The sequence below is a fragment of the Sphaerotilus natans genome, assembly GCF_900156335.1.
GTDB lineage: Bacteria > Pseudomonadota > Gammaproteobacteria > Burkholderiales > Burkholderiaceae_C > Sphaerotilus > Sphaerotilus natans.
On record NZ_FTMZ01000018.1, the window covers coordinates 80550 to 97632 of the forward strand.

General features: G+C 67.5%; 16 protein-coding genes, 1 tRNA gene and 1 CRISPR repeat array. Of the genes, 4 read left to right on the forward strand and 13 right to left on the reverse strand.

Annotation, left to right across the window (positions count from 1 at the left end; translation table 11 throughout):
* Nucleotides 1-26 precede the first annotated feature (26 nt).
* The 12 genes from BW996_RS15390 to BW996_RS15445 all read right to left on the reverse strand — a co-directional run bounded on the left by BW996_RS15390 (nucleotide 27) and on the right by BW996_RS15445 (nucleotide 11737).
* Entirely contained in the window at nucleotides 27-245 is a 219-nt protein-coding gene (locus tag BW996_RS15390; protein WP_037483010.1) for an MbtH family protein, read from the reverse strand.
* Nucleotides 246-397: 152 nt separating this feature from the next.
* A tRNA-Pro gene (locus BW996_RS15395) sits at nucleotides 398-474 on the reverse strand.
* Between the two features lie 67 nt (nucleotides 475-541).
* Nucleotides 542-973, reverse strand: coding sequence for a MerR family transcriptional regulator (locus tag BW996_RS15400; RefSeq protein ID WP_037483012.1), 432 nt, complete (start codon nucleotides 971-973; stop codon nucleotides 542-544).
* Between the two features lie 35 nt (nucleotides 974-1008).
* Nucleotides 1009-1371 (reverse strand): integration host factor subunit alpha, encoded by a 363-nt coding sequence (locus tag BW996_RS15405; protein ID WP_051632031.1) that lies wholly within the window; start codon nucleotides 1369-1371, stop codon nucleotides 1009-1011.
* 33 nt (nucleotides 1372-1404) lie between these two features.
* Nucleotides 1405-3867: a phenylalanine--tRNA ligase subunit beta gene (pheT, locus tag BW996_RS15410; protein WP_037483015.1), complete on the reverse strand. Its 2463-nt coding sequence runs from the start codon at nucleotides 3865-3867 to the stop codon at nucleotides 1405-1407.
* 43 nt (nucleotides 3868-3910) lie between these two features.
* The gene (gene pheS / locus BW996_RS15415; protein ID WP_037483018.1) at nucleotides 3911-4954 is read right to left on the reverse strand and encodes a phenylalanine--tRNA ligase subunit alpha; all 1044 of its coding nucleotides are present in this window, start codon (nucleotides 4952-4954) and stop codon (nucleotides 3911-3913) included.
* A 133-nt stretch (nucleotides 4955-5087) separates the two neighbouring features.
* Nucleotides 5088-5444, reverse strand: coding sequence for a 50S ribosomal protein L20 (gene rplT, locus BW996_RS15420; RefSeq protein ID WP_037483020.1), 357 nt, complete (start codon nucleotides 5442-5444; stop codon nucleotides 5088-5090).
* Between the two features lie 25 nt (nucleotides 5445-5469).
* Entirely contained in the window at nucleotides 5470-5673 is a 204-nt protein-coding gene (rpmI, locus tag BW996_RS15425) for a 50S ribosomal protein L35 (RefSeq protein WP_037483023.1), read from the reverse strand.
* Nucleotides 5674-5842: 169 nt separating this feature from the next.
* Nucleotides 5843-6391 (reverse strand): translation initiation factor IF-3, encoded by a 549-nt coding sequence (infC, locus tag BW996_RS15430; RefSeq protein ID WP_076458999.1) that lies wholly within the window; start codon nucleotides 6389-6391, stop codon nucleotides 5843-5845.
* A gap of 78 nt (nucleotides 6392-6469) precedes the next feature.
* Nucleotides 6470-8395: a threonine--tRNA ligase gene (gene thrS, locus BW996_RS15435; protein WP_037483028.1), complete on the reverse strand. Its 1926-nt coding sequence runs from the start codon at nucleotides 8393-8395 to the stop codon at nucleotides 6470-6472.
* Nucleotides 8396-8800: 405 nt separating this feature from the next.
* Complete coding sequence (aceA, locus tag BW996_RS15440) at nucleotides 8801-10117, reverse strand: isocitrate lyase (RefSeq protein WP_037483029.1); 1317 nt, start codon at nucleotides 10115-10117, stop codon at nucleotides 8801-8803.
* A gap of 255 nt (nucleotides 10118-10372) precedes the next feature.
* On the reverse strand, nucleotides 10373-11737 hold the full coding sequence (locus BW996_RS15445; protein ID WP_037483031.1) for a transaminase: 1365 nt from the start codon (nucleotides 11735-11737) through the stop codon (nucleotides 10373-10375).
* A 48-nt stretch (nucleotides 11738-11785) separates the two neighbouring features.
* Between BW996_RS15445 and speB the strand changes: the two genes are divergently transcribed.
* From speB to BW996_RS15465, 4 genes are all read left to right on the forward strand, one after another.
* The gene (gene speB, locus BW996_RS15450; protein ID WP_037483033.1) at nucleotides 11786-12733 is read left to right on the forward strand and encodes an agmatinase; all 948 of its coding nucleotides are present in this window, start codon (nucleotides 11786-11788) and stop codon (nucleotides 12731-12733) included.
* A 140-nt stretch (nucleotides 12734-12873) separates the two neighbouring features.
* A complete protein-coding gene (locus BW996_RS15455) occupies nucleotides 12874-13416 on the forward strand; it encodes a hemerythrin domain-containing protein (protein WP_081838171.1) in 543 nt (180 codons plus the stop codon).
* A 13-nt stretch (nucleotides 13417-13429) separates the two neighbouring features.
* The gene (locus BW996_RS15460) at nucleotides 13430-14221 is read left to right on the forward strand and encodes a sulfite exporter TauE/SafE family protein (protein WP_037483036.1); all 792 of its coding nucleotides are present in this window, start codon (nucleotides 13430-13432) and stop codon (nucleotides 14219-14221) included.
* Between the two features lie 101 nt (nucleotides 14222-14322).
* Complete coding sequence (locus BW996_RS15465; protein WP_139330908.1) at nucleotides 14323-14523, forward strand: hypothetical protein; 201 nt, start codon at nucleotides 14323-14325, stop codon at nucleotides 14521-14523.
* Nucleotides 14524-14573: 50 nt separating this feature from the next.
* Nucleotides 14574-16701: a CRISPR direct-repeat array (repeat unit 28 nt; unit sequence TTTCTGAGCTGCCTACCCGGCAGTTCAC).
* Nucleotides 16702-16763: 62 nt separating this feature from the next.
* Here the strand turns inward: BW996_RS15465 and BW996_RS15470 are convergent.
* A partial coding sequence (locus tag BW996_RS15470) for an ISAs1 family transposase (RefSeq protein ID WP_139330909.1) occupies nucleotides 16764-17083 on the reverse strand: 320 nt, incomplete at its 5' end.

Sequence of the window (17083 nt, forward strand, 5' to 3'; positions counted from 1 at the left end):
CGCCCCCAGGCCGACAGCGGGCGGCCTCAGCCTTGGCTGCTGGTCGCCTGCATCGCCTTGCGCAGGCTCAGCGGGCGCATGTCGGTCCACACTTCCTTGATGTAGTCGAGGCACTCGGCCTTCAGACCCTGCTTGCCCTCGTCGCGCCAGCCCGGCGCATTCAGGCGGTCAGCCGGCCAGATCGAATACATCTCTTCCTGATTGACCACCACTTTGTAGAGGGTCGGGTCTTCGTTGTCGCTCATGGAGTCTCTCCTCGGGCCAATGGGGCAAGAAAGACCCATGCTAGGAGGAATGAGGGCGATTTTCCATATCCGGAAACGGACTGGTACAGACTGAGCGGCCCCACAAAGGCCAACGGGTTAGACCCTTGTGAGGTCTAACCCGTTGATTTCATTGGTCGGGGCGGCGGGATTCGAACTCGCGACCCCTTGCACCCCATGCAAGTGCGCTACCAGGCTGCGCTACGCCCCGACTGCTGAGAAAGAAATTATAGGATGAATTGCGCGATGGAGTCCAGCATTTCGAGCGATTTTTTTGATCAGCCCAGCAAGGCCCGGATCGCCAGCAGCTCGGCGCGCAATTCCTGCGGGGTCAGCGGGCCGGTCGAGGGCTCGGGCAGGACCGGCAGAGGCGCCAGGTCGGCGGCCGGCGGATCGACCGGGGCCAGGGCCTCGTCCAGATCCTGCTCGTCCTCGAGGGCGCGGATCGCGCCGGGGCCCAGCTCGGCCAGCCGGTTGCGCGCGCCGCTGATGGTGAAGCCCTGCTCGTAGAGCAGCTCGCGGATGCGGCGCACCAGCAGCACCTCGTGGTGCTGGTAGTAGCGCCGGTTGCCGCGCCGCTTGACCGGGCGCAGCTGCGCGAACTCCTGCTCCCAGTAGCGCAGCACATGCGGCTTGACGCCGCACAGCTCGCTGACTTCGCCGATCGTGAAATAGCGCTTCGGCGGGATGGCGGGCAGGTTGTTTTCCATTCCGGATCAACGGGTTCGGAGACAGTCCTGAGACTTTACTCCGAGTCCCCATCGCCGGGGGCATCGCCCTGCACCGCGTCCTTGAGCTTGTGGCTGGCGTGAAAGGTGACGACCTTGCGCGCCTCGATCGGGATCGACTCGCCGGTGCGCGGGTTGCGGCCCGGGCGCGGCGCCTTGCGCCGCACCTGGAAGTTGCCGAAGCCGGAGAGCTTGACCTCCTCGCCACGCGCGAGCGAGGCGTGCATGAACTCGAAGAAGGCCTCGACCATGTCCTTGGACTCGCGCTTGTTCAGGCCGAGCCGCTCGAAGAGCAGTTCGGCCAGCTCGGCCTTGGTCAGCGTCGGGGTCTCGATCGAGACGACGCGGGCGGGCACGGGATCGTGGTCGTCGATGGGCATTCGGTCTCCTGGCGGCTCACAGCATCATCGGTCTCACTCGCCACGCAGGCGCGCGCCCACCGCCTGACGGGCGGCCTCGATCGCGGCACGCACCGCCGCATCGCTGCGCTCGTCGGTCAGCGGGGCCTCGTCGTCGAGCAGCTCCAGGCGGATCGCCAGGCTGCGCTCGCCGGGCTGGAAGCCGGCGGCACCCGGCGCCGGCCGGTAGACATCGAACAGCCGCGCCGAGCGCAGCAGCCCGCCGGTGTCGGCCGCCAGCAGGCTGCCGATCACCGCGTCATGGCCGGCCGCCTCGCCGACGATCAGCGCGATGTCGCGGTTGACCGCCTGCTGGCGTGCCACCGGCTGGTAGGCCGGCACCGGGCGCTGCAGCAGCGCAGGCACGTCCAGCTCGAACAGCACCGGCGCGCCCTGCCCGGCCGGCAGCTCGTAGCCCTGCTTCCAGCGCGGATGCAGCTCGCCGACAAAGCCGATGACCTGGCCGTCGAGCTCGACGCGGGCGCAGCGGCCCGGGTGCATCGCCGGATGCTCGGCCGCGACGAAGGTCGCCACGCGCGGCGCCAGCAGCGCCTCGACATCGGCCTTGACGTCGAAGAAGTCGACCGTGCGCTCCTTGGCGCCCCACTGCAGCGGCTCGACCGGGCCCCAGGCCAGACCGGCGAGCTTCAGCGGCTGGTCGATGCCGACCACCGTCTGCTCGCTGGTCTGCACCGAGGCGTCGCGACGGAACACCCGGCCCAGCTCGAACACCCGCACGCGCGTCGCCCGGCGCGACAGGTTGTGGCGCAGCACCTGCACCAGCGAGCCGATCAGGCTCGAGCGCATCACCGACAGCGGCGCGGCGATCGGGTTGAGCAGGCGGATCGGCTCGGCGTTGCCGGCCAGCTCGGCCTCCCAGCGCGCCTCGACGAAGGAGAAGTTGATCGTCTCCTGGTAGTCGAGCGCGGCCGCCGCACGGCGCAGCGCATGGCTGCCGCGCTGCGCCTCCGGGCGCACCCGGGCGCTGACGGGCGCCAGCGGCGCGCTCAGCGGCAGCTTGTCGAAGCCGATGACGCGGATCACCTCCTCGATCAGGTCTTCCTCGATCTCGAGGTCGAAACGCCAGCTCGGCGGGGTGACGGTCAGCACGCCCTCGGCCTCGACGAAGTCCAGGCCCAGGCGGCGGAAGACCTCGGCGCACTGCGCCTGCGTGACCGGCATGCCGATCACCTTGGCCGCACGCGCCACCCGCAGGGCCACCGGCGCGCGCGCCGGCAGGTTCGGCTGCACGTCGGTGACCGGGCCGCAGGCGGTGGCCTCGCCGCCGCAGATCTCCAGGATCAGCTGCGTGATGCGCTCGATGCGCGCCACCGTCTGCGCCGGATCGACGCCGCGCTCGTAGCGGTGGCCGGCGTCGGTGCTGAAGTTGAAGCGACGGCCCCGGCCAGCGACCGCGTCCGGCCACCAGAAGGCGGCCTCGACGTAGACGTTCCTCGTGTCGTCGCCCACCGCGGTGGCGTCGCCGCCCATGATGCCGGCCAGCGACTCGACGGTCTGCGCGCCGCCCTCGGCCTCGTCGGCGATCACGCCGACCTGGCCGTCCACCGTGATGGTGTTGCCGTTGAGCAGCTTGAGGCTTTCACCTTCGCGGCCCCAGCGCACCACCAGGCCGCCGTGGATCTTGTCGAGATCGAAGATGTGGCTGGGCTGGCCGGTCTCGAACATCACGTAGTTCGAGATGTCGACCAGCGCGCTGACCGGGCGCTGGCCGCAGCGCGCCAGCCGGTCGACCATCCACTGCGGGGTCTTGGCGGTGGTGTCGATGCCGCGCACGATGCGGCCGGAGAAGCGCCCGCACAGGTCGCTCGCCTCGACGCGCACCGCCACCGTGTCGTCCAGCGTCGGCAGCACCGGCGCGGCCGCCAGGGCCTTCAGCGGCGCACCCGTCAGGGCCGAGACCTCGCGCGCGATGCCGTAGACACTCAGCCCGTGGCCGAGATTCGGCGTGAGCTTGAGCGTGAACAGCGTGTCGTCGAGGTTCAGGTACTCGCGGATGTCGGTGCCCACCGGCGCATCGGCCGGCAGCTCGAGCAGGCCGCCGTGGTCGTCGGCGATCTTCAGCTCGCGCGCCGAGCACAGCATGCCGAAGCTCTCGACGCCGCGCAGCTTGCCCTTGCCGATCTTGAAGGGCTTGCCGTCCTCGCCGGGCGGCAGCACCGCGCCGACGGTGGCCAGCGGGATCTTGATGCCGGCGCGGGCATTGGGCGCGCCGCAGACGATCTGCAGCGGGCCGTCCTTGCTGAACGGGCCGGCCCCGACGGTGCACACGCGCAGCTTGTCGGCGTTGGGGTGCTGGTCGGCGGTCAGGATCTCGGCGACGACGATGCCGGTGAAGGGCGGCGCGACCGGCTGGAGCTCCTCGACTTCCATGCCGGACATCGTCAGCAGGTCGGCAAGCTCTTGCGTCGTCAGCTCAGGGTTGCAGTACTCGCGCAACCACGATTCGGGGAATTGCATCTTCTGGTCCTTGGAATCCGGGACGTGGTGGACTGCCGGGCAATCAGCGGAACTGGCCGAGGAAGCGCAGATCGCCCTCGAAGAACAGGCGCAGGTCGGCCACGCCGTAGCGCAGCATCGTCAGCCGGTCCGGGCCCATGCCGAAGGCGAAGCCGATGTGGCGCTCCGGATCGAGCCCGAAGTTGCGCACCACGTTCGGGTGCACCTGGCCGGAGCCGGCCACCTCCAGCCAGCGGCCCTTCAGCGGCCCCGACGAGAAGGCGATGTCGACCTCGGCCGACGGCTCGGTGAAGGGGAAGAAGCTGGGGCGGAAGCGCAGCTGCAGGTCGTCCGTCTCGAAGAAGGTGCGGAAGAAGTCGGTGAAGACCGCCTTCAGGTCCTTGAACGAGACGTTCTCGCCGATCCACAGGCCTTCGCACTGGTGGAACATCGGCGAGTGGGTCGCGTCGCTGTCGACGCGGTAGGTGCGGCCCGGCGCGATGACGCGGATCTCGGGCAGCGGATCCTGGCCGGCATGGGTGGCGGCATGCTGGCGCGCATAGCGCACCTGCATCGGCGAGGTGTGCGGGCGCAGGCACAAGGGGCGCCCCGCCTCGTCCTTCATGTCGACGTAGAAGGTGTCCTGCATCGAACGCGCCGGATGGTTCTCCGGGTTGTTCAGCGCGGTGAAGCTGTACCAGTCGGTCTCGATCTCGGGGCCGTCGGCCACATCGAAGCCCATCGAGCCGAAGATCTGCTCGATGCGCTCCATCGTGCGCGACACCGGATGCAGGCCCCCGACGGAGCGGCCGCGACCGGGCAGCGTGACGTCAAGCGCCTCGGCCTTGAGTTGCGCCTGCAGCTCGGCCTCGGCCAGCGCCTGGCGCCGGGCGGTCAGCGCGGCTTCGATGCGCTGCTTGGTCTCGTTGATCGCGGCGCCGCGGGTCTTCTTCTCTTCGGGCGACAGTTTTGCCATGCCCTTGAGCAGCTCGGTCACCTGACCGGTCTTGCCGGTGTAGCGCGCCTTGGCGTCTTCGAGCTGGGCGGGCGTGGTGGCCGCCGCGAAGTCGGCCTGCGCGGCCTGCACGAGTTGGTCGAGATCGTTCATCGGGGGACGGGTTGTGCATGCTGCCGTCGCGCGCACCTGCGGGCGGCGACAGCCAAGAAAAAAGGCCGAACGCAGTGTCGGCCTTTTTCGAGGGACACGGAAACGGCGCGAACCGCTTCCGGTGCCGTCAGACTCAAGCGAGCTGGGCCTTCACCTTCTCGACGATGCTGCCGAAGGCGGCAGGATCGTTGACGGCGAGGTCGGCCAGAACCTTGCGGTCCAGGTCGATCTTGGCCTTCTTCAGGCCGGCGACGAACTTGCTGTACGTCAGGCCCAGCGCGCGCGAACCGGCGTTGATACGCGCGATCCACAGGCGACGGAATTCGCGCTTCTTGGCACGGCGGTCACGGTAGGCGTACTGGCCCGCCTTCATCACCGCCTGCTTGGCGATGCGATAGACGTTCTTGCGACGACCGCGGAAACCCTTGGCGAGGGCGAGGACCTTCTTGTGACGGGCGCGGGCGGTAACACCACGTTTGACGCGAGGCATTGTGTGACTCCTTCAGTGTGGTGAATTACAGACCGGCGAACGGCAGCATCTGTGCCATGTGACCCATGTTGGTCTCATGCACATTGGCGGCGCCGCGCAGCTGGCGCTTCGTCTTGGTCGACTTCTTGGTCAGGATGTGGCGCTTGAAGGCTTGGCCGCGCTTCACGGTACCACCCGGACGCACGCGAAAACGCTTCTTCGCGCTGCTCTTGGTCTTCATCTTGGGCATGACTGCTCCTTGGAATGTTCCTGCGAGGCGGCCCGAACGACTCGGACTCTTGGGGGCCTGCGGGCACTGAGCGGCAGCGGCGACCAGACCGCTGCGCGCTCGAAAAACGTCGATTGTCGCCGAGCGGCGACTTTTGCGCCAGCCCCGTGAGGAACGGGGCCGACGGCGATCACTTCTTGCGCTTGGGCGCCAGCACCATGATCATCTGGCGGCCTTCGAGCTTGGGCATGTGCTCGACCACCGACACGTCGGTCAGCTCGTCGCGCACCCGCTCCAGCAGGCGCATGCCGATGTCCTGGTGGGTGATCTCGCGGCCACGGAAACGCAGCGTGACCTTGCCCTTGTCGCCGTCTTCCAGGAAGCGGCGCAGGTTGCGCATCTTGATCTGGTAGTCGCCTTCGTCCGTGCCCGGACGGAACTTGACTTCCTTCACGTCGATGACGTGCTGCTTGGCCTTGGCCTCCGCGGCACGCTTCTGTTCCTGATACTTGAACTTGCCGTAGTCCATCAGGCGGCACACCGGCGGCTGCGCCGTCGCGGAGATCTCCACCAGGTCCACGTCGCTTTCGGCGGCCAGCCGCAGGGCCTCCTGGATGCTGACGATGCCCAGCGGCTCGTTTTCCGGTCCGTTCAGACGGACTTCGGGGACGACGATCTCGCGGTTGAGACGATGCTTGCGCTCCGCGTTGGGCGTGCGGCGATCAAGAAAGGTAGCGATGGTGAGATTCCTTCAAGGGCTGGCGACCCAAAAACCATGGATTCACGCCTGAGGACAAGGACGAAAGACCGCTGGACCTCACTCGCCCCGCGCGGGAGCCAGTTCGGCAGCGATCTTCTGGGAGAAGGCTTCGAGAGCCATCACCCCGAGGTCCTGATTGCCTCGGGCGCGCACTGCAACGGCCCCCGCGGCCCTCTCCTTGTCACCGACAACGAGCAGGTAAGGAACCTTCTGCAAAGAATGCTCGCGGATTTTATACGTGATCTTTTCATTGCGCAAATCGAGCGAGACCCTAAGTCCTTGTTTTTGCAGCGTTTTGGCCACGTCGCGCGCATAGTCGGCCTGCGCATCGGTAATGTTCAGCACCACGACCTGGATCGGCGCCAGCCAGGCGGGCAGCGCGCCGGCGTGTTCCTCGATCAGGATGCCGATGAAGCGCTCGAGACTGCCAAGAATGGCGCGGTGCAGCATGACCGGATGCACCCGGTCACCCGATTCCGCGACATATTCCGCACCCAGGCGCTCGGGGAGCGAGAAATCGACCTGGATCGTGCCGCACTGCCAGTGGCGGCCGAGCGCGTCCTTCAGCGTGTACTCGATCTTCGGACCGTAGAACGCGCCGTCGCCCGGGGCGATCTCGAACTCGCAGCCGGTGCGGCGCAGGCTCTCGATCAGCGCCGTCTCGGCCTTGTCCCACAGCGCGTCGGCGCCGATGCGCTTTTCCGGGCGAGTCGCGACCTTGTAGAGAATCTCGGTGAAGCCGAAGTCGGCGTAGACCTTCTGCAGCAGCGCGGTGAAGGCGTCGCACTCGGCCTGGATCTGGTCCTCGGTGCAGAAGATGTGGCCGTCGTCCTGCGTGAAGCCGCGCACGCGCATGATGCCGTGCAGGCCGCCGGTGGGCTCGTTGCGGTGGCACTGGCCGAACTCGCCGTAGCGCAGCGGCAGGTCGCGGTAGCTCTTGATGCCCTGCTTGTAGATCAGGATGTGGCCAGGGCAGTTCATCGGCTTGAGCGCGTAGTCGCGCTTTTCCGACTCGGTCACGAACATGTTGTCGCGGTACTTGTTCCAGTGGCCGGTCTTCTCCCACAGGCCCTTGTCGAGGATCTGCGGGCCCTTGACCTCCTGGTAGCCGTTGTCGCGGTAGACGGCGCGCATGTACTGCTCGACCGCCTGCCAGACCGTCCAGCCCTTCGGATGCCAGAACACGGTGCCGGGCGAATGCTCGTCCATGTGGAAGAGATCGAGCTCGCGGCCCAGGCGGCGGTGGTCGCGCTTCTCGGCCTCCTCGAGCATCGTCAGGTACTTCTGCAGGTCGTCCTTGGTGGCCCAGGCGGTACCGTAGACGCGCTGCAGCATCTCGTTGCGGTGGTCGCCGCGCCAGTAGGCGCCGGCCACCTTCATCAGCTTGAAGAACTTCAGCTTGCCGGTGCTGGGCACGTGCGGGCCGCGGCACAGGTCGGTGAACGCCCCTTCAGCGTAGAGCGAGACGTCCTGGTCGGCCGGGATGCTCTCGATGATCTCGGCCTTGTAGGCCTCGCCGATCGACTTGAAGTAGGCCACCGCCTCGTCGCGCGGCAGCACGCTGCGCACCACCTTCTCGTCCTTGTTCGCCAGCTCAAGCATCTTCTTCTCGATGGCCGCCAGGTCCTCGGGCGTGAAGGGGCGCTTGTAGGCGAAGTCGTAGTAGAAGCCGTGCTCGATCGTCGGGCCGATGGTGACCTGCGCGTCGGGGAACAGCTCCTTGACGGCATAGGCCAGCAGGTGCGCGGTCGAGTGGCGGATGACGTCCAGGCCGTCGGCATCCTTGGCGGTGATGATCGCCAGCTTCGTGTCGGCCTCGATCAGGTGGCTGGTGTCGACCAGGCGCGCGCCCTCGCCCGCACCGACGCGCCCGGCCAGGGCCGCCTTGGCCAGGCCGGTGCCGATCGACGCGGCGACATCGGCCACCGTGACCGGGCCGGGAAATTCACGCAGGGAGCCATCGGGGAGCTGGATCGAGATCATCGGGAAACCTTGGACGGAAGAGGAATTCGGAAAAGCAAAAAGCGCGGGGCCGCCGCGCTTTCCGTCTGGGGACTGTCGGGAAACAAGCCGCGGCCGACCGGTCAGACCGCCGTGGCGGCCTGAGATGACGGTGAAGTTCGCGGTGTCATCACCCTTGGTGCCTTTCCCGTGTCTTGCTGGTCGGTGGATCGGAAGGATCTGCGCATTTTATCCGATGGCATCCGCTCCTGCCGAGCGGGCGGCCCCCTCGGGATCGCACAAAAAAAGAGGCCCCGGAGGCATGAACTCCGAGGCCTTCAAGAACAGAACTCAAAACAGAACGTTGCAAAGCCACATGAACTGTGGGTTGGCACCCGCGCGGCCGACCGGATCACGGACCGGCCCGCACGGGCGCCGGAGCAGTCATCAGTGGAACTGCTCTTCCTCGGTCGAGCCGGTCAGCGCCTTGACGCTGGACGACCCGCCCTGGATCACGGTGGTCACTTCGTCGAAGTAGCCGGTGCCGACTTCCTGCTGGTGCGACACGAAGGTGTAGCCTTGCTCGCGGGCCTGGAATTCCGGCTCCTGCACCATGTTGACGTAGTGCTTCATGCCTTCGCCGCGGGCATAGGCGTGGGCGAACTTGAAGGTGTTGTACCAGTTGACGTGGATGCCGGCCAGGGTGATGAACTGGTACTTGTAGCCCAGCGCGCTCAGCTCTTCCTGGAAGGAAGCGATCTGGCTGTCGCTCAGGTTCTTCTTCCAGTTGAACGACGGCGAGCAGTTGTACGACAGCAGCTTGCCCGGGCAGGCGGCCAGCACGGCCTGAGCGAATTCACGGGCGAAGCCGATGTCGGGCACGCCGGTCTCGCACCACACCAGGTCGGCGTACGGCGCGTAGGCGACGCCACGGCTGATCGACTGCTCCAGACCGTTCTTCACGCGGAAGAAGCCTTCCTGGGTGCGCTCGCCGGTCAGGAAGGGCTTGTCGTTCTCGTCGTAGTCCGAGGTGATCAGGTTGGCCGCTTCCGCGTCGGTGCGGGCCAGGATCAGGGTCGGCACGCCCATGACGTCGGCGGCGAAACGCGCGGAGATCAGCTTCTCGACGGCTTCGCGGGTCGGGACCAGCACCTTGCCGCCCATGTGACCGCACTTCTTGGCCGCGGCCAGCTGGTCTTCGAAGTGAACGCCGGCAGCGCCCGACGCGATCATGTTCTTCATCAGCTCGAAGGCGTTGAGCACGCCACCGAAACCGGCTTCCGCGTCAGCGACGATCGGCAGGAAGTAGTCGATGTAGCCTTCGTCGCCCGGGTTCACGCCACGCGACCACTGGATCTCGTCGGCGCGCTTGAAGGTGTTGTTGATGCGACGGACCATCGTCGGCACCGAGTCGTAGGCGTACAGCGACTGGTCCGGGTACATGGTTTCCGAGGTGTTGCCGTCGGCGGCGACCTGCCAGCCCGACAGGTACACCGCTTCCAGGCCGGCCTTGGCCTGCTGCATCGCCTGACCGGCGGTGATCGCACCGAAGGCGTTGACGTAGCCCTTCTTGGCGCCGCCGTTGACCTTGTCCCACAGGACCTTGGCGCCACGCTGGGCCAGGGTGTACTCGGGCTGCAGCGAGCCGCGCAGACGCACGACGTCGGCGGCGCTGTAGCCGCGCTTCACCAGCTTCCAGCGGGGGTTCTCGGCCCAGTCCTTCTCGAGGGCGGCGATCTGTTGTTCGCGGGTCAGGTTCGTCATGAGTCTCTCCGTTCGACGGTGTTTCAAGGAGGCTGAACACGGCGTGTTCGATGGCTCAAGCTTAATCCCGACCTCTCCGGCCGCCAACACTTATGTCTTATATAAGACATCTTTTTGATCTCAATAAAATCAACAACTTAGCGACAATATTGCACATCATGGGAAATGTTTTCTCACGATGGAAAATTTTGGTGCGCCGCAACAGAATAATTTTCCACATTATGAAACGATGTTCGGCAGCATGAAAATTCCGGATCAGGCGGGGGCCAGACCGGCAAGAAAGCCGTCCAGCAGCGCCGCGACCCGGTCGATCGCCGCGTCGGCCGTCTCGGGCGAGACCAGCAGCATGTCGTGGAAGGGCGTCAGCAGCACGCCTCGGTTGAGCAGCCACAGGTGCAGCAGCCGCTCCAGCGGCGCGTGCATCGCCGCGGCGGCCTCGCGCGCGTCGCGCGGCGCGCGGGCACAGAACTGCAGCTCCATGCGCGCGCCCAGCCGGGTCACGCTCCAGGGCAGCGCATGCGCGGCGATCACCCGCTCCAGGGCGGCCTGCAGCCGCGCCGCGCCGGCTTCCATGCGCGCCCAAGCCGCAGGCGTCATCACCTCGGCCAGACAGGCCTGCAGCGCCGCCAGCCCGAGCAGACCGCCCGAGAGCGTCGTGCCGATGCCGGAATGGCCCTCGGGCGCGGCCTCCTTCGTGCGGGCCATGCGCTCGGCCACCGCGTCGGTGAAGCCGTAGACCGCGCAGGGCATGCCGCCGGCCACCGCCTTGCCGGCGACCAGGAAGTCCGGCTGCAGCCCGAGCTGGCGGCCCAGCCCGCCAGGGCCGCTCGACAGCGTGTGCGTCTCGTCGAGCACCAGCAGCGTGCCGTGACGCCGGCAGGCCGCCTGCACCGCCTCCAGGAAACCCGGCAGCGGCGGCACCAGGCCGCAGTTGGTCAGCGCGGGCTCGGTCAGCACCGCCGCGACGTCGCCGCCGGCCAGCGCCGCCTCGACCGCCGCGGCGTCGTTGAACGGCACGACGACGGTGCCGACCGCCAGATCCTGCACCTGGCCGAGCAGGCTGGCGCGGGTGAGCGTGCGCCCGTCGTCGGCGCGGTCGACCAGCGTGTCGTCGACGGTGCCGTGATAGCAGCCCTCGAAGACCAGCAGCTTCGGCCGGGCGGTGATCGCGCGCGCCCAGCGCAGCACGAAGCGGTTGGCATCGGTCGCGCTCAGCGTGACCTGCCAGCGCGGCAGCCCGAACAGCGCGGCCAGCCGCCGGCCGATGTCGGGCAGCGTCTCGGGCGGCAGCATCGCGGTCAGGCCGCGCCCGGCCTGCAGCGCCAGCGCCTGCGCCACCGGCGCCGGGCTGTGGCCGAACATCGCGCCGGTGTCGCCCAGGCAGAAATCGTCGTAGGCATGACCGTCGACGCAGCGCAGCCGCGCCCCGTGCGCCTCGGCGACGAAGAGCGGCCGCGGCGCCGGCCAGTCGCGCATCCAGTGCATCGGCAGGCCGTAGAGCCAGTGGCGCGTGGCCTCGTCGGCCAGCGCGACCGAGCGCGGGTGGGTGTCGAGATAGCGCCGCACCTCGGCGGCGTGCAGGGTCTGCAGGGCCTGCAGGGTTTCGGTCGAGGTCTTCATGCCGCGGATCTTGCACACTGCGGGCCTGATCGACCCTCGGTTCAAGCCATGAGCGACCACGCCTTCGCCTTCCTGTCCGCGCACACCTTCATGAAGGTGCCCGCCGGCCCGCAACCCCGCCCCTTCGGCCTGGCCGGCATCGCCTGGGACGGCGCCGTCACCAACCGCCCCGGCGCGCGCTTCGGCCCGCGCGCCATCCGCCAGGCCAGCCACATGCTGTGCGACGGCATCCATCCGCTGTTCGAGGTCTCGCCGGACGCGCTGCTGTGCGACCACGGCGACCTGGCGCTGCCCAACACCAGCCTGGAGCGGATGCGCGCGGCGCTGGAGCCGCAGGCCGCGGCGCTGCTGGCGCGCCAGCACATGGTCTGGCTCGGCGGCGACCACTCGATCACGCTGTCGCTGCTGCGCGCGCAGCGCCAGCACCACGGCCGCCCGCTCGGCGTGCTGCACTTCGACGCCCACTGCGACACCTGGGAAGACCATTTCGGCGAGCCCAGCGGCCACGGCACCTGGGTGTACGAGGCGATCCAGGAGGGCCTGGTCGATCCGCAGGCCTTCGCGCAGATCGGCATCCGCAGCGCCGGCCACCGCGCCGCGCGCGAGTACGTGCGCGACCAGGGCGGCCTGATCTGGACCGCACGCGACCTGCGCGGGCGCGAGAGCGCCGCCCAGCTCGCCGAGCTCATCGACACGCTGAAGGCGCGCTGGGCGGCCCGCGGCCAGCCGCCGCTCTACCTCAGCTTCGACATCGACGCGCTCGATCCGGCCTTCGCGCCGGGCACCGGCACGCCCGAGCCCGGCGGACTGACGACCGCGCAGGCGCTGACGCTGCTCGAGGAGCTCGCCGGCGAGAACTGGGTCGGCATGGACTGCGTCGAGGTCGCGCCGCCCTACGACCACGCCGAGCTCAGCAGCAATGCCGCCGCGATGCTGGTCTGGACCTATCTGTGCGGCCAGGCGGCGAAGATTCATGCCGAGAAAGCACCAGAATGAGGCAAGATCGGCGCGGATGCACCTGAAATGTGAATTTCTTCCGGACTGATGCCGGGTTGACCTCGCTCAACCCGCGTGCCGTCGGCAGGCCAAGAATGGACCCATCGCGCTGCTGCAGCGCACCAACCCAGGAGTCGATCATGAGCCTGTCCGCATCCCTTGCCGCCGAAGCCGTCCTGCCGGTGCCGATCCCGGTCGAGCAGGAATTCGAGGCGCTGGACACCTGCCACCGCGAGGTGCTGGCGACGCTGCGCGACATGGCCGCCCTGGTCGATCATCTGGACGACCAGGGCGTCGATGCGGTGGCACGCCGCATGGCCTCCGACATCGTGCGCTTCTTCAGCCAGACCGCGCGCGCCCACCATGCCGACGAGGAGCGGCTGGTCTTTCCCGGCCTGCTCGCCAGCGGCGACGCCGAGCTGGTGCAGCACATCCTGCGCCTGCAGCAGGATCACGGCTGGCTCGAGGAAGACTGGCTGGCGCTGTCGGCGCAGCTCGATGCGGTCGCGCAGGGCTACAGCTGGTACGACATCGACGCGCTGCGCCAGGGCACGGCCGTCTTCACCGAGCTCTACAAGGATCACATCGATCTGGAGGAGTCGCTGATCTATCCGGAGGCGCGCCGCCAGCTGATGGTGCGCCCGCAGGCCGGCGAGGCCCGCGCCCGCCGCACGCGGAGCTGAGACACTCGGGGGCATGTCCGCACTCGATCTGTCCCTGAACCTCTCCCATCTGCTGCTGCTGAGCGCCTCGGCGCTGGGCGCCGGCGCGCTCAACGCGATCGCCGGCGGTGGCAGCTTCCTCACCTTTCCCGCGCTGGTCTGGACCGGCCTGCCGCCGATCGTCGCCAATGCGACCAGCGCGGTGGCGGTCAGCCCCGGCTACCTCGGCAGCGCGCTGGGCTTCCGGCGCGAGCTCGCCGAGCTGCCGGCCGCACGCCGCCAGGCCGAGGCGCTGATCTGCGCGCTGGGCGGCCTGGCCGGAGCCGGGCTGCTGCTGGTCACGCCGGCCCGGCTGTTCTCGGCCGCGGTGCCGTGGCTGCTGCTGTTCGCCACCGTGCTGTTCGCGCTCGGGCCCCGTCTGGTGGCCGCGCGCCGGGCCCGCAGCGCCAGCGCGCCAGAGGCCGCGTCATCGTCGCTGCTGGCGCAGCGGCTCGGCCTGTTCGCGGTGGCCGTCTACGGCGGCTATTTCAACGGCGGCCTGGGCATTCTGCTGATGGCGCTCTACACGCTGACCGGCGAATCCAGCCTCAACACCGCCAACGCGCTGAAGAACCTGAACTCGCTGGTGCTGTCGCTGCTGTCGGTGGCCGCCTTCGCCTGGGCCGGCGCAGTGGCCTGGCCGCAGGCGCTGGTGATGATGGTGGCCGCCACGCTGGGCGGCTTCATCGGCGCGCGGCTGGCGCGACGGCTTCCGGCCGCCTGGGTGCGCACCGGCGTGGTGCTGACCGGTCTGGCGATGACGGTGGCCTTCCTGATGCGCGGCTGAGTGGGCCGCCTGTCAGGCGGCGGACGCCGGGCTGGCATGATGCGAAGCCTACCCACCCAGCCGGCCCGCCATCCGGGGCCAGCCACAACTCCAAGGACTCCATGAAAGTCGACATGCACATCGTCGAGGCGGTCACCGGCCGCTGCACCGTCGAGCGGATTCGCGGCCCGCGCCGCGAGCTGCGCGCCCAGGTCCGGGCCTGCGTCCGCCGCGAGGGCGTGGCCTCGGCCTGGGCCTGGGCCACCAAGCCCCTGGCCCAGCAGAGCCAGAGAATGCTGGAGTCGGCGGACGCCGATCTCTGATCGGGGCGCCAGGTCGCTCCAGCGATCGAATAGGCGGTGCGGTTTCGCACTTTCTGAGCTGCCTACCCGGCAGTTCACGGGGATGTCTCCGCTTCGCTCCTTCATCCCCCTTTCTGAGCTGCCTACCCGGCAGTTCACCCGAGCTGGATCGGCTGCTCGGCGAGCTGCCGTTTCTGAGCTGCCTACCCGGCAGTTCACGCCAGCACCGCGCGGCTGATCTGCCAGGGGATTTTCTGAGCTGCCTACCCGGCAGTTCACGCATCAAGGACGGCGGGAGGCAGGTCGGCAGATTTCTGAGCTGCCTACCCGGCAGTTCACGACGGAAGAGGAGGTTGCCGTAGCGTGTGGGTTTTCTGAGCTGCCTACCCGGCAGTTCACGTCTCGATGTCGCTGGGGTCGTCCCAGGTGTATTTCTGAGCTGCCTACCCGGCAGTTCACGGTCACACGGCCCCGCGGCATCTCGCCGGCCATTTCTGAGCTGCCTACCCGGCAGTTCACGGCAAAGTCGATGTCGTCTTTGGTGATCAGCATTTCTGAGCTGCCTACCCGGCAGTTCACATCATGAGCAATGCCGGCGCGCTGGGCACAAATTTCTGAGCTGCCTACCCGGCAGTTCACCTGGCGGACGGCGAGCTGACGGCGACCGAGCTTTTCTGAGCTGCCTACCCGGCAGTTCACTCGCTCGAGAAGTCGGCCCGACTGCACAGGTCTTTCTGAGCTGCCTACCCGGCAGTTCACGGTCGACGACTGGCTGATCCCGGCCGGCGCCTTTTCTGAGCTGCCTACCCGGCAGTTCACGGCCCTCGACCTGACCGGCATCACCGCCGAATTTTCTGAGCTGCCTACCCGGCAGTTCACATGTGACCTGGGGCCGCATCACGCGCGGCAACTTTCTGAGCTGCCTACCCGGCAGTTCACCAGCCCTAAATCGCGCTTGGTCTATGCCGCATTTTCTGAGCTGCCTACCCGGCAGTTCACAGGTCGAACGCCAACCGGTGCTTGGCCACCTTTTTCTGAGCTGCCTACCCGGCAGTTCACCGGGACGCAGAGCATGGATCTGATCGAGGTGTTTTCTGAGCTGCCTACCCGGCAGTTCACAGCAGCGGCGAGCCGATCGGCTGCAGCGTCTCTTTCTGAGCTGCCTACCCGGCAGTTCACGGTGATGGCTGCAGACCGTCGACCCGGCCTGATTTCTGAGCTGCCTACCCGGCAGTTCACCATCAGCACTGACGAGGCCGGACAGCTCGAATTTTCTGAGCTGCCTACCCGGCAGTTCACCCGATGACCGCTGCGGGCGGCTGCGGGGCAGCTTTCTGAGCTGCCTACCCGGCAGTTCACGCTCGTCGTCGGCCGGCGCGTGCGTCTCCCAATTTCTGAGCTGCCTACCCGGCAGTTCACCCGGGCGCTGCCCTGGCGCTGGGGGCTCAGGTTTTCTGAGCTGCCTACCCGGCAGTTCACCCGGTGATTACTGTCACGTTCTCACCAAGTAATTTCTGAGCTGCCTACCCAGCAGTTCACCGGACCCGGCAGGTCACGACGGTATTGCCAAGTTTCTGAGCTGCCTACCCGGCAGTTCACGCTTCGATCATTCGGGCTTCGATTTTGCGCATTTTCTGAGCTGCCTACCCGGCAGTTCACGGCTGGTGCCCTGGGGGCTCAGGGTGAGGGCTTTTCTGAGCTGCCTACCCGGCAGTTCACCTGAGGCCCGAGCAGGACCGGCCACGGTGGCCTTTCTGAGCTGCCTACCCGGCAGTTCACAAGTGGGAGCTGCACCTGGCCTGGGGCTTCAATTTCTGAGCTGCCTACCCGGCAGTTCACGCAATGACGAGTTCCGCCTCGTGCAGCTGTGATTTCTGAGCTGCCTACCCGGCAGTTCACGCGGCTGGCGGCCTGCTGTTCACGGCCTTCGATTTCTGAGCTGCCTACCCGGCAGTTCACAGTTCGATGCGGCTTCGCTCGTCATGACGGTTTTTCTGAGCTGCCTACCCGGCAGTTCACGGCCGGGCGCTGCCCTGGCGCGGCTGGGCTCATTTCTGAGCTGCCTACCCGGCAGTTCACATTCCGTCCCGTGTCCCGGCGCGCCTGGCACTTTTCTGAGCTGCCTACCCGGCAGTTCACCCGTCCTCGCTGCTGGTGCTGCGGGCCTGGTTTTTCTGAGCTGCCTACCCGGCAGTTCATGCGGCATCGGTTCCCGTCGTGGTCTCGACCTTTTTCTGAGCTGCCTACCCAGGGCGATTGCATCAGCCATCGCTCGAAATTTGTGCAGGGCTGAGTGAGGCTGGAGTCAAGCCGAAGAGCGCCTGGAGGTAGTCATCGCTCCAGCCCATGCGCTTGCGCTTGGTCTTCTGGCTGCCCTTGCCGGCGTCGAGCTTGATCTGGTTCTGGGCGATGCGCCGCAGCGTGGCCATGTTGTGCGGGCCGTGGTCGCGCCGGATCAGGCAGGCATCCTCGCGGTAGTTGACGTCCAGCACCCAGTGGCAGTCGTTCTCGATGGCCCAGTGCGCCCGGATGGTGGCGTTGAAGGCCTGGGCGTCGAGCACCTCGGAGCTGATGTAGTAAC

What these genes read in the sequence shown, in the direction of transcription:
- BW996_RS15390 (WP_037483010.1), bottom strand. Translation starts at nt 245, where the DNA reads ATGAGCGACAACGAAGACCCGACCCTCTACAAAGTGGTGGTCAATCAG.
- BW996_RS15400 (WP_037483012.1), bottom strand. Translation starts at nt 973, where the DNA reads ATGGAAAACAACCTGCCCGCCATCCCGCCGAAGCGCTATTTCACGATC.
- BW996_RS15405 (WP_051632031.1), bottom strand. Translation starts at nt 1,371, where the DNA reads ATGCCCATCGACGACCACGATCCCGTGCCCGCCCGCGTCGTCTCGATC.
- pheT (WP_037483015.1), bottom strand. Translation starts at nt 3,867, where the DNA reads ATGCAATTCCCCGAATCGTGGTTGCGCGAGTACTGCAACCCTGAGCTG.
- pheS (WP_037483018.1), bottom strand. Translation starts at nt 4,954, where the DNA reads ATGAACGATCTCGACCAACTCGTGCAGGCCGCGCAGGCCGACTTCGCG.
- rplT (WP_037483020.1), bottom strand. Translation starts at nt 5,444, where the DNA reads ATGCCTCGCGTCAAACGTGGTGTTACCGCCCGCGCCCGTCACAAGAAG.
- rpmI (WP_037483023.1), bottom strand. Translation starts at nt 5,673, where the DNA reads ATGCCCAAGATGAAGACCAAGAGCAGCGCGAAGAAGCGTTTTCGCGTG.
- thrS (WP_037483028.1), bottom strand. Translation starts at nt 8,395, where the DNA reads ATGATCTCGATCCAGCTCCCCGATGGCTCCCTGCGTGAATTTCCCGGC.
- aceA (WP_037483029.1), bottom strand. Translation starts at nt 10,117, where the DNA reads ATGACGAACCTGACCCGCGAACAACAGATCGCCGCCCTCGAGAAGGAC.
- BW996_RS15445 (WP_037483031.1), bottom strand. Translation starts at nt 11,737, where the DNA reads ATGAAGACCTCGACCGAAACCCTGCAGGCCCTGCAGACCCTGCACGCC.
- speB (WP_037483033.1), top strand. Translation starts at nt 11,786, where the DNA reads ATGAGCGACCACGCCTTCGCCTTCCTGTCCGCGCACACCTTCATGAAG.
- BW996_RS15455 (WP_081838171.1), top strand. Translation starts at nt 12,874, where the DNA reads ATGAGCCTGTCCGCATCCCTTGCCGCCGAAGCCGTCCTGCCGGTGCCG.
- BW996_RS15460 (WP_037483036.1), top strand. Translation starts at nt 13,430, where the DNA reads ATGTCCGCACTCGATCTGTCCCTGAACCTCTCCCATCTGCTGCTGCTG.
- BW996_RS15465 (WP_139330908.1), top strand. Translation starts at nt 14,323, where the DNA reads ATGAAAGTCGACATGCACATCGTCGAGGCGGTCACCGGCCGCTGCACC.